This window comes from Hydrogenimonas thermophila (assembly GCF_900115615.1).
Taxonomy (GTDB): Bacteria; Campylobacterota; Campylobacteria; order Campylobacterales; family Hydrogenimonadaceae; genus Hydrogenimonas; species Hydrogenimonas thermophila.
In genome coordinates, this window is the sequence record NZ_FOXB01000003.1 from 75,419 (window position 1) to 88,285 (window position 12,867).

Sequence of the window (12,867 nt, forward strand, 5' to 3'; positions counted from 1 at the left end):
AAAAACCTACTCTGTTATCCAAGAAGGGCTGATATGTTTAGCGATAAAAGCATACTTATTACCGGCGGTACCGGAAGTTTTGGTAAAAAATATACCAAGATTCTTTTACAAAAGTATACTCCAAAAAAGATTATTATCTATTCACGCGATGAACTTAAACAGTTTGAAATGGCACAAGAGTTTAATCACCCTTGTATGCGCTACTTCATTGGAGATGTAAGAGATAAAGAGCGACTCATTAAAGCTATGAATGGTGTAGACTATGTCATACACGCTGCCGCACTAAAACATGTGCCTATTGCTGAATATAACCCTATGGAGTGTATAAAGACCAATATAAACGGTGCTCAAAATGTCATTGATGCAGCTCTTGCAAATGGAGTTAAAAAGGTAATTGCTCTATCAACAGACAAAGCTGCAAACCCTATAAATCTGTATGGAGCTACAAAACTTGCCAGTGATAAGCTTTTTGTTGCTGCAAACAATATAAAAGGTGAACAAGATATTCAGTTCAGTGTTGTCAGATACGGCAATGTAATTGGAAGCAGAGGATCAGTTGTACCATTCTTTTCAAAACTCATCAAAGAGGGAGCAAAAGAGCTGCCTATTACCCACCCAGATATGACGCGTTTTATGATTACGCTTGAACAAGGTGTTAATTTCGTGCTTAAAAACTTTGAAAGAATGCAAGGCGGCGAGATATTTGTTCCAAAAATTCCTTCTATGAAGATAACAGAATTAGCTAAGGCGATGGCTCCAAATCTACCGCAAAAAATCATAGGCATAAGACCTGGTGAAAAACTTCACGAAATCATGTGTCCGGCAGATGACAGCCATTTGACACTGGAGTTTGAAGACCACTATGTCATTCAGCCAACAATTCAGTTTGCAGATAAGGCAGACTTTTCTACAAACCGCCTTGGCGAAAAGGGTAAGCCTGTAAAACAGGGATTTGAGTATAACTCAGGCAATAACAGTGAATGGTTAACGCATGAAGAGTTTTTAGAACTTGCAAAGGAATATTTGTAAATGAGTTTTATACCTTATGGCAAACAAAGCATTGATGAAGATGACATAAAAGCAGTAGTTGAAGTTTTAAAAGCAGATTTTTTAACTACTGGTCCTAAAATAGAAGAGTTTGAAAAGGCGTTAGCAAACTATTGCGGTTCTAAATATGCTGTTGCTGTCTCAAACGGTACAGCTGCTTTACATTTGGCATCACTCTCTCTTCTAAATCCTGGTGATAAAGTTTTAACTACACCAAATACATTTCTTGCTACTGCAAACTCCATACTTTATGCTGGTGCTAAACCAATATTTATAGATATTCAAGAGAATGGAAATATTGATCTTGATCTGTGTGAAGAGGCACTAAAAAAAGACAATAGCATAAAAGCGTTGTATGCCGTACACTTTTCAGGCAATCCAGTAGAGAAAGAAAAGCTTGAAAGACTAAAAAGCGAATATGGTATTTTGATACTAGAAGATTGCGCGCATAGTTTGGGGGCAGAGTATAATGGAATCAAAACTGGTAGTTGCACAAACAGTGATCTATCTATATTCTCATTTCATCCGGTAAAACCTATAACAGCAGGTGAAGGCGGTGCCATTACTACCAATGATTTTAAACTCTATGAAAAACTTAAAATTTTGCGAAATCACGGTATGGTAAAAGAGAAAAATATGGCTCCTTGGGAGTATGAGATGCAAGAACTTGGATTTAATTACAGAATTACAGATATTCAGTGTGCTCTTGCACTGTCGCAACTAAAAAGGTTAGATGAATTCACTGCAAAAAGACGTAAAATAGCTTCCAGATATGACAAAGCTTTTAAAAATAGTGATTTTATCAAACCTTTATACCCATTAAATGATAGATCATCTTACCATCTGTATGTGGTTTTAGTAGAGTTTGATCGATTAAACATAACAAAAGAAGAGCTATTTAAGCAGATGAGAAAACAGGGTATTGGACTTCAACTGCACTATATTCCAGTAAACAAACAACCATACTATCGTAAACTAGGGTTTGGAAATGAAAAACACCCAGTAATGCAAAACTACTATAAAAAGGCCTTCTCTTTACCGATATATCCAGCCCTTACAGAACAGAACCAAGAGTATGTCATAAACAAATTGTTGGAGACTCTGAATGTGTAAAAAGGTATGTATCATTCCTGCTAGAGGCGGAAGTAAACGAATTCCAAAAAAAAATATCAAACCTTTTTACGGTAAACCACTAATTGCTTACTCTATTGAAACTGCAAAGCAATCAGAGCTTTTTGATCGAATAATCGTCTCAACAGATGATGAAGAGATAGCAAAAATTGCAAAAGAGTATGGAGCAGAAGTTCCATTTATGCGTCCAAAAGAGTTGGCAGATGACTATAGTGGAACAGACAAAGTAACAAAACATGCTATTGGTTGGCTTGAAAGCATAGGTGAAAAGTATGATTATGTTTGTACAATTTATGCTACAGCACCACTACTGCAAGCACAATACTTAGTAGAAGGATATGAAAAGCTGAAACACTCTGATGCTGTTTATGCATTTTCAGTTACTTCTATGCCTTTCCCAATACAAAGAACTTTTAAAATTACAAAAAATGGTCGATGTGAAATGTTCTTTCCCGAATATTACTCTGCAAGAAGTCAAGATTTAGAAGAGGCTTACCAGGATGCAGGACAGTTTTATTGGCAAAAGCTTTCCAAAAAATCTGATGAACCGATATTTGGTAAAGACTCTATTCCTATCATACTTCCACGCCATTTAGTACAAGACATTGATACATTAGAAGATTGGGAAAGAGCTGAAAAGTTATACAAAATTTTACAGATGGAAAAAATCCAATGAAATCAGTAATAATCCGTGCTGACAGCTCTTCAACAATTGGTGCCGGTCATATTATGCGTGACTTAGTCTTGGCTAAAGAGTTTAAAGATAAAAGAGTCATTTTTGCTACTCGAAACCTACCAGGGAACATTAATTACAAAATAGAAGAAGCCGGCTATGAACTAGCAAGTTTAAAAACCAATTCTCTAGAAGAGTTCATAGGTCTGATTGAAAAATATAATGCTCAAATAGTAATAATTGACAACTATGAGATAGATGAAACTTTTGAAAAAGCTTTAAAGCAAAAAACTGGTGTTACGATTATGGTACTTGATGACACATATGAAAAACACTACTGCGACATACTTCTAAATCATAACATATACGCGGATCCAAACCGCTACAAAGACCTTGTTCCAGATCATTGTGAGTTAAGATGTGGTAAAGAGTATACTCTACTTAGAGATGAATTCATTGAAGCCAAGAAAAATCTTTCTAAATTCAACATTCAACACTCAACATTCAACATCTTCATATCAATGGGCGGTGCTGATCACAGTAATATAACAAGCAAAATACTCAAAGCACTAGAAGAGTTTGACGATATACAATTCAATGTAGTGACCACTACATCAAACAGAAATCTGGAGCAGCTAAAAGAGTACGTCACTTCTAAAAACAATGTAACTCTTCATATAAATACAGACAAAATAGCTGAACTTATGGCAAAATCCGACCTTGCTATCGTTACTCCAAGCGTAACGCTTAATGAAGTCTTTTTTATGGAGTTGCCGTTTATTGCCATTCAAACAGCTGACAATCAGCGTGAAATGACAAGATACCTTGAAAAAAATAATTATGCTGTATTACGTCAATTTGAAGATACCATTTTAAAAAAATATTTAGCCAATGTAATTAAAGGCATAAAATGAAGATTGGAATTTTAACTTCACCTAATCAATGGTTTATACCTTATGCCAAACGACTATCAAAACAGATAAAAGATTCAAAATTACTTTTTTGTCATGCAGAAATAGAAGATGGATTTGATGTTTTATTTATATTAAGTTACCATAAAATTATTCCTGAAAATATTTTACAAAAAAATCGTCACAATATTGTAATCCATGCAAGCGATCTACCAAAAGGAAAAGGATGGGCACCAATGTTCTGGCAGATATTAGAAGGAAAAAATGAGATCCCTTTTACTATGTTTGAGGCAAGTACAGGTGTAGATGATGGTGATGTATATATGAAAAAGACGTTACAGCTTGATGGATTTGAGCTAAATGAAGAGCTTCGTAAAAAACAAGCCAATTTTACTATAGAAATGTGCCTTGAATTTTTAAATAATTATGAAAAATACAAGACACCAAAACCTCAAATTGGTGAGGAATCCTTTTATCCTAAAAGAACAGCAAAAGATAGTCGTTTAGATATTGATAAAACAATTAGAGAACAATTTAATTTACTCCGTATTGTCAATAATACCGAATATCCCGCTTTTTTTGAAATAGATGGTCATAGATATATTTTAAAAATCGAAAAGGCTGACAGTGAAAATAGGTAATTTTGATCTTAATGGCAATAAGACATTTATCATCGCAGAGCTTAGTGCAAATCATAATGGTAGTTTACAAAATGCTGTAGACACAATTAAAGCAGCAAAAGAAGTTGGTGCCAATGCAATCAAGTTACAAACTTATACAGCTGATACATTGACACTTGACTGTAATAAAAAAGATTTCATTATCAAAGGTGGAACCCTTTGGGATGGTAAAACTATGTATGAGTTGTACAAAAAAGCATATACCCCTTGGGAGTGGCATAAAGAGCTTTTTGATTATGGAAGAAAAATAGGGATCGATATCTTCTCATCACCTTTTGATAAAAGTGCAGTCGATTTTTTAGAGCAGTTTGAACCAAGTGCCTATAAGATAGCATCATTTGAAATTACTGACTATGAACTTATTCGTTATGCGGCATCAAAAGGACGACCTATGATCATCTCTACAGGTATAGCTACGATTGATGAGATTCAGGATGCCGTTGATATCTGTAAAAGCGAAGGAAACAATGACATTGTGCTTCTAAAGTGTACCAGTGCCTACCCTGCTCCACTTGAAGATGCAAACTTAAGAACAATTCCAAACCTTGCAGAGACTTTTGGAGTAATAGCCGGTTTTTCAGATCATACTTTAGGAATAACCGCTCCAATAGCCGCCGTAACACTTGGAGCTAAAGTAATAGAAAAACATTTTATACTTGATAAAAGTATAGGCGGACCGGATGCTGACTTTTCTCTTGATAAAAAAGAGTTTGCCCAAATGGTAAAGGCTGTAAGAGATACAGAAAAACTGTTAGGAAAAGTTGACTACTCTATGACAGACAAAAAGAAAAAAAGCAGACAGTTTGCAAGAAGCCTTTATATAGCTGAAGATGTAAAAGTTGGCAATATAGTTACTTCAAAAAATGTACGCTCTGTAAGACCAGGGTTCGGACTGCACCCAAAATATTTCAAAGATATTCTTGGAAAAAGGTTTCGTTTAGATTTAGAAAAAGGAACAGCACTCAAATGGGAACATCTGCAATGAGTATAGCCAAACTATTTTTTCACAATGTCCAAAAAAATCCTAAAAAAACGGCTCTAATATTTAATGACAATGCCATAAGCTATGGCGATCTATCAAAAATGGTTTGTCAAATTTCAGCAAACATAAAAGATGCTAAAAATGTCCACATAGCAGTTTTACTGGAAAACTCCATAGAGTTTGCAGCACTGCTCATATCTGCGGCACAAACTGGAGCAGTCCTTGTTCCTTTTCCGGCAACTATGAGTTCCTCTCAACTTGAACACCTTTTTAAAAAAAACTCTATTGATTTCTTTATAGGTGACCACTCTTTTAAAGATATTAAAAAACTTGAAATTTTAGAAAGAAAACCACCGCTAACAGATATTTTAAATGACGATATAGACAATAACTACATAATAGTCTCAACTTCAGGCTCTACAAGCGAACCAAAGCCAATAGTCTTAACCCAGTCAATAAAATTGAAACGCATAGAGATAGCTTGTAAAACTTATGGATTAGATAGCAGTGATACTATTTTAGTGTCTACACCAATGCACCATTCACTAGCACAACGCGGCGTACTGCTTGGGCTTACTCTTGGAGCAACTGTAGTGCTGATGGACCGTTTTTCACCTGCTAAATACCTTGAGACTATAGAGCTAACACGTGCAACATTCTCTTTTTCCGTATCAAATCAATTAGAGAGTATAGTAGATTTCATTGATCAATATAATGTAAGTTCTATAAAAAAGATGGTCTCTTCTTCTTATGCCATAAAACCAGAAGTCAAAAACAGACTATTAAACTATTTTGATATTCACGAATGTTATGGAACAAGCGAAGTTGGCTGTGTAACAGAGTTAGCCCCAAAAGATTTGAATGAACATCTTGAATCTGTCGGAAAGCCTATGGATGGTATTGAGATCAAAATTTTAGATCCAAATGAGCAGGGAATTGGAGAAATTGCAGTTAAATCGCCTTGGAAATTTAAAGAGTACTACGAACTGCTAGAAATCACACATGAAAGTTTTGAAGATGGTTACTTTAAAACGGGGGATCTTGGAGTATTAAAAGATGGATTTCTCTACTATACCGGCAGGAAAAAAGAGATGATTAAAACCGGCGGTATTAGCGTTTATCCTATGGACATTGAAAAGGTTATAAAAGAGGTTGACGGAGTGGATGAGGTAGCAGTTATTGGTATAGAGGACAGCTACTTTGGAGAGGCTGTTATTGCTGTATTTACCGGTACTGCAAAAATTGCCGATATTAGAAGTGTAGCAAAAGAGAAGTTATTGTCTTATCAACAACCCTTATTTTACGATAGAGTAGATGCTTTACCAAAAAACAGTCTGGGCAAACTGCAAAAATTTAAACTAAAAGAAAAGTATAAAAACCTTGATTTGGGAAGAAGATTAAAAGGGCTATTATGAAAAAAGCTATTTATGGAGCCGGTCAGTTTGGTCGTTACTTTTTTAAAATTTTAGATAAAAAGATAGGCATAGATTTTTTTATAGATGCATATACTACATCTGATGAATTATACGGTAAACAGATTTTTAGACCGGAAAATGCTCCAACCGCTACTGTTTATAACTCCGTACACTTCCATGATGATGAAATCGTAAAGTTATTAAAAACAGAAGGTTTTGAAGTTAAAAGTTTTACAGAGACTCTAAAAGAGTTTCCAGAAATTTTCTCTGTTTTTAGAAAAAAAAGGTTTTTATGGCTTGATGAAACCAAGAGTTTGATTGATGAAAAACTAGATAAAGTTTTAAAACTATTAAAAGATAGTGAAAGCTTGGAAATATTTAACAAAATTGTAGAGTTTAGAAAAAGTTTCAATATGGAGTATTATCCATACCCAAACTCCAAACTTAGTGAACAATACTTTCCAAAAGATGTGCCTGTAATTCCTGAAACTGATGAACTTCGTTTTATAGATTGTGGAGCATTTACTGGAGATACTATTGAATTAATTAATAATAATGTACAAAAAAGCAAAAAAGTTAGCGTTGTTTCATTTGAACCTGATCCAAACAATTTGAATACTTTGCAGAAAAATATAAAAAAATTTCCAAATATTGATACTGTTGTTATACCAATGGGAGTTTACTCTGAAACTAAGATTTTAAAGTTTTCTCTATCTGGCAGTGGTTCGGCTATTAGTAAAGATGGTGATGTATCTGTACCGGTTACAAGTTTAGATGAAACAGTATATAGTTTTAAACCAAACTACATAAAGATGGATGTAGAGGGTGCTGAAAAAGAGGCTCTTTGTGGTGCAAAAAATATTATCAGAGATTTTACTCCAAATCTAGCAATTTCTCTTTATCACAAGCCTGAAGATTTATGGGAATTACCTCTATTAATTAATGAATTAAACCCTAACTATGATTTTTATATTCGAGTACATGCTCATCTGGCAATAGAAACTGTCTTTTACTGTATAAGGAAAAATCGTGATTAAACTTGGATTTTTAGGCGGTGGTTATGACAGCATCGCAGGACCGGTACACTTTATAGCATCACAAATGGATAACTGTTTTGAAGTAGTCGGGGGAATCTTCAGCCACAATAGTTTACGCTCAAAAGAGAGTGCTGAAATTTATAAAGTAAAACAGTTTGACACTTTGGAAGAGATGTGCAAAGAGGTTGACATAGTTGTTTTACTTACGCCTACGCCTATGCACTACCAAAATCTATTGGAGCTCTCAAAATATAATGTTGGAGTAATATGTGACAAACCGCTGGTATCAAACCTGCAAGAAGCTGAAGAGATAAAAAAGCTTTATGAAAATAGATTTATAGTTGTAACGCATAACTACAATGGCTACCCGATGGTTAGAGAGCTTAGAGCATTGATCGAACAACAAAAGTTTGGAGTAGTTAAAAATATTATAGTAAATATGCCTCAAGAGTCATTTTTTAGACCTCCAAAAAGTATCAAATATCCGCAAAAATGGCGTTTGCAAGATGGGAAAATTCCTACAATAGCACTAGATCTAGGTGTTCATGTTTATAATTTGGCATACTTTTTGCTTCAAATTAATCCAAACAGAGTTTTTACAGAAGTTAGTAAATTTTCCAAATATGATGTTGTTGATGATATGAAGATATGGTTTAGCTATGAAAACTCCACTAAAGGAAGCTTTTGGATAAGTAAAACAGCTTTAGGCAATGCCAATGCTCTTAGCATAGAGATTTACGGTGAAAAAGCTGGTGCAAAATGGACACAAGAGAACCCTGAAGAGTTAACTATAGCTTACAATAATGGTAAAAAAGAGATAATCAACCGCAGTTGCGATCTATTGGAAGCAGGAAAAAGAAAGTACAACAGAATGACACCGGGACATCCGGCTGGATTTATAGAAGCATTTGCAAATCTTTATATAGACATAGCTTCATTTTACGAAAATGGTAAAAACCCTTATGTTTTTGGGCTTGACCATACGATCGATAATTTGAAATTTTTTGAATCTGCAATGCAAAGCTACAAAAGAGGAGAGTGGATTGAAGCCTATTGATTTTCTAAGGAACTATCTAAATGAGATAAAACCAATTGAGATGGATGATAATACATTTTTAAAATATCGATATCTTGATAACCATTTAGATTCCTTCGCAATCATTCAATTTATAATGGCAATAGAAGATGAGTTTGGCATATCACTTCTACCTGAAGATACAGAGAGTGAAGAGTTTAGAACAATTGAAGGTGTTATAAAAATTATAGAAACTAAGAAAGAGTTATGAGATATAGTAGAGATGACATTATTAACGCTCTTTTAGAGGCTGGATTAGAGAAAGATGATACAGTCTTTTTCTCTACCTCTCTTGGTATGGTTGGTCTGCCTCCATCAAACATTAAGAGCCAAGATGCACTGAATGAACTCTTTCTAGATGCTATACGTGAAGTGCTAAGCGAAGGCAACATCATTGTTCCTACATACTCATATACGTTTGGTAAAAGTACAGCAAGTAATCCAGCTGTTTTTGACGTAGAGAAAACCAAAGCTGAAATCGGTCCTTTTCCTGAATTTGTACGTAAACAAAAAGATGCTGTAAGAAGTTTAGACCCATTTATGTCTGTAGTTTGTATTGGTAAAAACTGCAAAGAGTTGATAGATGAGATCTCAAACATATCTTACGGTGAAAACTCATTTTTTGAAAAGTTTGTAACTTTTCCAAAAAGCAAATGCTGTAGCATAGGGTTAGGACCAAACTGGACACCATTCATCCATTATGCAGATTATCTGGCAAAAGTACCTCATCGTTATGACAAACTTTTTTGGGGTTATATTCAGACTGAGAATGAAAAATTTTTTACCCCTTGGATCTATAGTGTAAGATTTGTTGGAGAGGAGTCCTACCCATATGCGCATATTGCAGGAAGAGAGGCTGAAAAAGCTGGAATTTGGAAATATGCGCCACTTGGAAGAGCAAGAGTTTATGCTGCTGATACAAAAGAGTACTTTGACTTTGTAATGAAAAAACTACAATACAATCCTTTTTACCTTGCAAAAGGGCCGGCTTGTAATGTCATTGAAAAAGAGAAGAGAAGGGTAAAATATAAAGATATTGAACTAAATGGATTTGATGAAGTTTTTGAAATGCAAACAGGTGAGTGGCTTGGAAATTTTCTTGTTCCAGAACGTTGGGGGGTAAGCAGAGCTACATTAAGCGAAAATGAAAATAGTTGCATCAATATAACCCCTATGATACACTCTTTGAGTATTGAAAAAGAGCTTAGTATTAAAGAGTTGTTAGCCCACTCACACAAGGAGTTGAAAAACTTTTTTTTCAATCGTGACTGGGGGTTTGTAAAAAAACAAGAGTTACCGGCAGATAGATATAAAATTTCCATAAAAAGCGAGTTTGGAAAAGGTGTAGTAAAAATAGCAAGAAAAGGTGACAGATACTACGCTTACCTTGAAAAACTTGAGGATATTACTCACTTAGTAAATGGAAAATCACTGAAACGTACCATATATTTAAAGAGTAATGATGATTGGTAATCAAATGCATAATCTCTGCAAAGAGCTTTTCCCCATAAACAGATCTCTAAGCGGAGATGGAGTAAGAGAGACTCTAAAGATTTTACAAAGAGAGAACCCTGAATTAAAAGTTCACAGTATAAAGAGTGGAACAGAGGTTTTTGATTGGACAGTACCTGATGAGTGGAACTGTAAAGAGGCTTACATCATTACACCAGATGGTGAGAAAATTTGTGACTACAGCGTCAACAATCTACACATAGTGCAATACTCTACACCACAAGAACTTGAATTAGAGCTAGAAGAGTTGCAAGAATATCTCTACTCACAGCCTGAACTACCAGAAGCCATACCTTACGTTACAAGCTACTATACACCAAGATGGGGGTTTTGCATATCACACAAAGAGCGTCAAAACCTAAAACCTGGTAAATACAAAGTAGTTATAAAGAGTGAACTAAAAAAAGGGGTTTTAAACTATGCAGACTTAGTAATTCCAGGAGAGAGTGAAGATGAAATATTTTTCTCTACATACATTTGCCACCCTTCAATGGCAAATAATGAACTCTCCGGTCCAGTTCTAGCCACATTTTTAGCAAAATATGTTAAATCTTTAGAAAAAAGGCGATATACCTACCGCTTTGTTTTTGCACCAGAAACCATAGGTTCACTAATATACCTTAGCCGTCATTTAGATCATCTCAAGAAAAGAGTAAAAGCCGGTTTCATTTTAACCTGCGTTGGAGATGACAGAAACTATTCATACCTTTCATCAAGATATGCAAATACATTAGCTGACAAAGTAGCTGTGAATGTTTTGAAATATGAAGTCGATGCATTTAAAGAGTACTCTTTTTTAAAAAGAGGAAGTGATGAGCGTCAATACTGTGCTCCGGGTGTTGACCTTCCGGTTTGTAGCATAATGAGAACAAAGTATGCCGAATTTCCAGAGTACCATACATCTCTTGATAATCTTGAGCTAGTAACTCCAAAAGGTTTAGAAGGTAGCTTTGATATTTATACAAAGATGATCGATATTTTAGAAAATAACTTCTATTTTAAAACAACAACCATAGGAGAACCACAACTAGGCAAAAGAGGACTTTACCCATCTATGACAACAAACCATACAGACTATAGTGAAGCCTTTTTATATCGAAATTTCCTAGCATATGCAGATGGTGCAAATGATTTAATAGATATAGCCAACATTATAAATGTAAGTGCCTATATTCTTATTCCAATTGTAAAAAAATTTAAAAATTATGGGCTTATTTTATGAGTAAAAATAGCTTATTCATAAATGAAAAGAGCTAACAAGCTGCCTTGCGGCTAACTTGTAGCTAAAGAGCTATTTATCTATTTTATTTTTATAAGCTTCTGCCATTTTAATAGCTTTTTTCCAAGCTTTTGTACCTAATTTTTTTGCTTCACTGGTTAACTGCTCTTTAATCTCTGCACCTTTGATTGCTGCTTCTTTTGCAAGCAGGGTTAATTTTTTCTTTGCGAGCTCTATTGTTTCATTGCTAATGCGTTTTAATTCGGCAAAATTATCACCTATAACATTTGCGCTTTGAGTTAGTATTTCACTTACAAAGGTGGAGTTTTTGGAAGCTACATCATCTATGATCTCTTTATAAAGCTCATCACTTCTAGAGAGCATTTTAATTAACTCTTCCCAGTTTGCTACGTGACTTGTTTTAATCTCTTCAGGTGCAAAATTCAACTGCTCTTTTAACTGTTTGACAGTAGAGATAAGAGCATCATTTATACCATAAACTGTTCCATGAATAATATCTTTTGCATTGGTTGGTGTTGCTTCTGCAAGTTCAGATGCTTTCATTAAAATAGTTGTAAGGATTGCACGAACACGAGCGGCACTAAGCAATCCTTCACTTAATGCTTTATGAGTAATTTGTCGTATAACTTCTCTAATGGCACTCTCTATCTCTTCAGCCTCTTCATATGCTGCGATCAGAGCAGCTTCAACTGTTTCATTTAAGATACCTAACCCTTCTACATGTTCAAGCTCTGTATTTTCTAATGCCTCTTGCCATAGCTCCCGTTCGTTAGGATCAAGTCTAGCTGCACTGCGTTCAATACCGGCAAATAGAGCACGTAGAGTACGTTGTAACTCTTCCTCTTCTGTGCTTAAATGTCTTTGCAGACGATCTATTTCAATAATTAGCCTCTCAATCTCTTTCTCTTTTGGCTTTTGGACTGTATCTATGAGTATTTCAAATGCATATTTTAAAAGTGCTTCATCTTTTTTACCAAGTAGTGAAAGCTCTTTATATAGTGCAGAAGATACCTGTTCGCTGAGGTTTTGAACAGATATACCACGATGCAAATGAACATAGCTTTCTATAGATTTTTCTATTGCCTCTTTTATTGCATCATCACTGCTTTTACCATTTTCAACTGCTTTATCATAAAAGCTTTTTAATTCAAGTTCCATTTTTTT

The 12,867-nt window shown here is 34.7% G+C and carries 13 protein-coding genes; 12 read left to right on the top strand and 1 reads right to left on the bottom strand.

Annotation, left to right across the window (positions count from 1 at the left end; translation table 11 throughout):
• Nucleotides 1-33 precede the first annotated feature (33 nt).
• From pseB to BM227_RS01800, 12 genes are read left to right on the top strand one after another with little or no spacing between them, the layout of a single operon-like run.
• Nucleotides 34-1,029 (top strand): UDP-N-acetylglucosamine 4,6-dehydratase (inverting), encoded by a 996-nt coding sequence (gene pseB / locus BM227_RS01745; protein ID WP_092910513.1) that lies wholly within the window; start codon nucleotides 34-36, stop codon nucleotides 1,027-1,029.
• Nucleotides 1,030-2,160: a UDP-4-amino-4,6-dideoxy-N-acetyl-beta-L-altrosamine transaminase gene (pseC, locus tag BM227_RS01750; RefSeq protein WP_092910516.1), complete on the top strand. Its 1,131-nt coding sequence runs from the start codon at nucleotides 1,030-1,032 to the stop codon at nucleotides 2,158-2,160.
• Nucleotides 2,153-2,854: a pseudaminic acid cytidylyltransferase gene (pseF, locus tag BM227_RS01755; RefSeq protein WP_092910519.1), complete on the top strand. Its 702-nt coding sequence runs from the start codon at nucleotides 2,153-2,155 to the stop codon at nucleotides 2,852-2,854. Before pseC ends, pseF begins: the two co-directional genes overlap by 8 nt.
• Entirely contained in the window at nucleotides 2,851-3,765 is a 915-nt protein-coding gene (gene pseG / locus BM227_RS01760; RefSeq protein WP_092910521.1) for a UDP-2,4-diacetamido-2,4,6-trideoxy-beta-L-altropyranose hydrolase, read from the top strand. Before pseF ends, pseG begins: the two co-directional genes overlap by 4 nt.
• On the top strand, nucleotides 3,762-4,403 hold the full coding sequence (locus BM227_RS01765) for a formyltransferase family protein (protein ID WP_092910524.1): 642 nt from the start codon (nucleotides 3,762-3,764) through the stop codon (nucleotides 4,401-4,403). The genes pseG and BM227_RS01765 overlap by 4 nt, the downstream gene beginning before the upstream one ends.
• On the top strand, nucleotides 4,390-5,427 hold the full coding sequence (gene pseI, locus BM227_RS01770) for a pseudaminic acid synthase (RefSeq protein ID WP_092910526.1): 1,038 nt from the start codon (nucleotides 4,390-4,392) through the stop codon (nucleotides 5,425-5,427). The genes BM227_RS01765 and pseI overlap by 14 nt, the downstream gene beginning before the upstream one ends.
• Nucleotides 5,409-6,839: a class I adenylate-forming enzyme family protein gene (locus BM227_RS01775; protein ID WP_092910529.1), complete on the top strand. Its 1,431-nt coding sequence runs from the start codon at nucleotides 5,409-5,411 to the stop codon at nucleotides 6,837-6,839. Before pseI ends, BM227_RS01775 begins: the two co-directional genes overlap by 19 nt.
• A complete protein-coding gene (locus BM227_RS01780) occupies nucleotides 6,836-7,876 on the top strand; it encodes an FkbM family methyltransferase (protein WP_092910531.1) in 1,041 nt (346 codons plus the stop codon). Before BM227_RS01775 ends, BM227_RS01780 begins: the two co-directional genes overlap by 4 nt.
• Complete coding sequence (locus BM227_RS01785) at nucleotides 7,869-8,933, top strand: Gfo/Idh/MocA family protein (RefSeq protein WP_177201944.1); 1,065 nt, start codon at nucleotides 7,869-7,871, stop codon at nucleotides 8,931-8,933. Before BM227_RS01780 ends, BM227_RS01785 begins: the two co-directional genes overlap by 8 nt.
• Nucleotides 8,920-9,162: an acyl carrier protein gene (locus tag BM227_RS01790; protein WP_092910538.1), complete on the top strand. Its 243-nt coding sequence runs from the start codon at nucleotides 8,920-8,922 to the stop codon at nucleotides 9,160-9,162. Before BM227_RS01785 ends, BM227_RS01790 begins: the two co-directional genes overlap by 14 nt.
• Nucleotides 9,159-10,424, top strand: coding sequence for an AAC(3) family N-acetyltransferase (locus BM227_RS01795; protein WP_092910541.1), 1,266 nt, complete (start codon nucleotides 9,159-9,161; stop codon nucleotides 10,422-10,424). Before BM227_RS01790 ends, BM227_RS01795 begins: the two co-directional genes overlap by 4 nt.
• Nucleotides 10,414-11,685 (top strand): DUF4910 domain-containing protein, encoded by a 1,272-nt coding sequence (locus BM227_RS01800; protein ID WP_245756994.1) that lies wholly within the window; start codon nucleotides 10,414-10,416, stop codon nucleotides 11,683-11,685. Before BM227_RS01795 ends, BM227_RS01800 begins: the two co-directional genes overlap by 11 nt.
• Nucleotides 11,686-11,754: 69 nt before the next feature.
• Here BM227_RS01800 and BM227_RS01805 read toward each other — a convergent pair whose 3' ends face one another.
• Nucleotides 11,755-12,861 carry a DUF6781 family protein gene (locus BM227_RS01805; RefSeq protein ID WP_092910545.1) on the bottom strand — a complete coding sequence of 369 codons (1,107 nt, stop codon included), beginning with the start codon at nucleotides 12,859-12,861 and terminating at the stop codon, nucleotides 11,755-11,757.
• Nucleotides 12,862-12,867: the final 6 nt, after the last annotated feature.

Coding starts and splice junctions, on each gene's coding strand:
- pseB (WP_092910513.1), top strand. CDS start 34: ATGTTTAGCGATAAAAGCATACTTATTACCGGCGGTACCGGAAGTTTT.
- pseC (WP_092910516.1), top strand. CDS start 1,030: ATGAGTTTTATACCTTATGGCAAACAAAGCATTGATGAAGATGACATA.
- pseF (WP_092910519.1), top strand. CDS start 2,153: ATGTGTAAAAAGGTATGTATCATTCCTGCTAGAGGCGGAAGTAAACGA.
- pseG (WP_092910521.1), top strand. CDS start 2,851: ATGAAATCAGTAATAATCCGTGCTGACAGCTCTTCAACAATTGGTGCC.
- BM227_RS01765 (WP_092910524.1), top strand. CDS start 3,762: ATGAAGATTGGAATTTTAACTTCACCTAATCAATGGTTTATACCTTAT.
- BM227_RS01775 (WP_092910529.1), top strand. CDS start 5,409: ATGGGAACATCTGCAATGAGTATAGCCAAACTATTTTTTCACAATGTC.
- BM227_RS01780 (WP_092910531.1), top strand. CDS start 6,836: ATGAAAAAAGCTATTTATGGAGCCGGTCAGTTTGGTCGTTACTTTTTT.
- BM227_RS01795 (WP_092910541.1), top strand. CDS start 9,159: ATGAGATATAGTAGAGATGACATTATTAACGCTCTTTTAGAGGCTGGA.
- BM227_RS01800 (WP_245756994.1), top strand. CDS start 10,414: ATGATTGGTAATCAAATGCATAATCTCTGCAAAGAGCTTTTCCCCATA.
- BM227_RS01805 (WP_092910545.1), bottom strand. CDS start 12,861: ATGGAACTTGAATTAAAAAGCTTTTATGATAAAGCAGTTGAAAATGGT.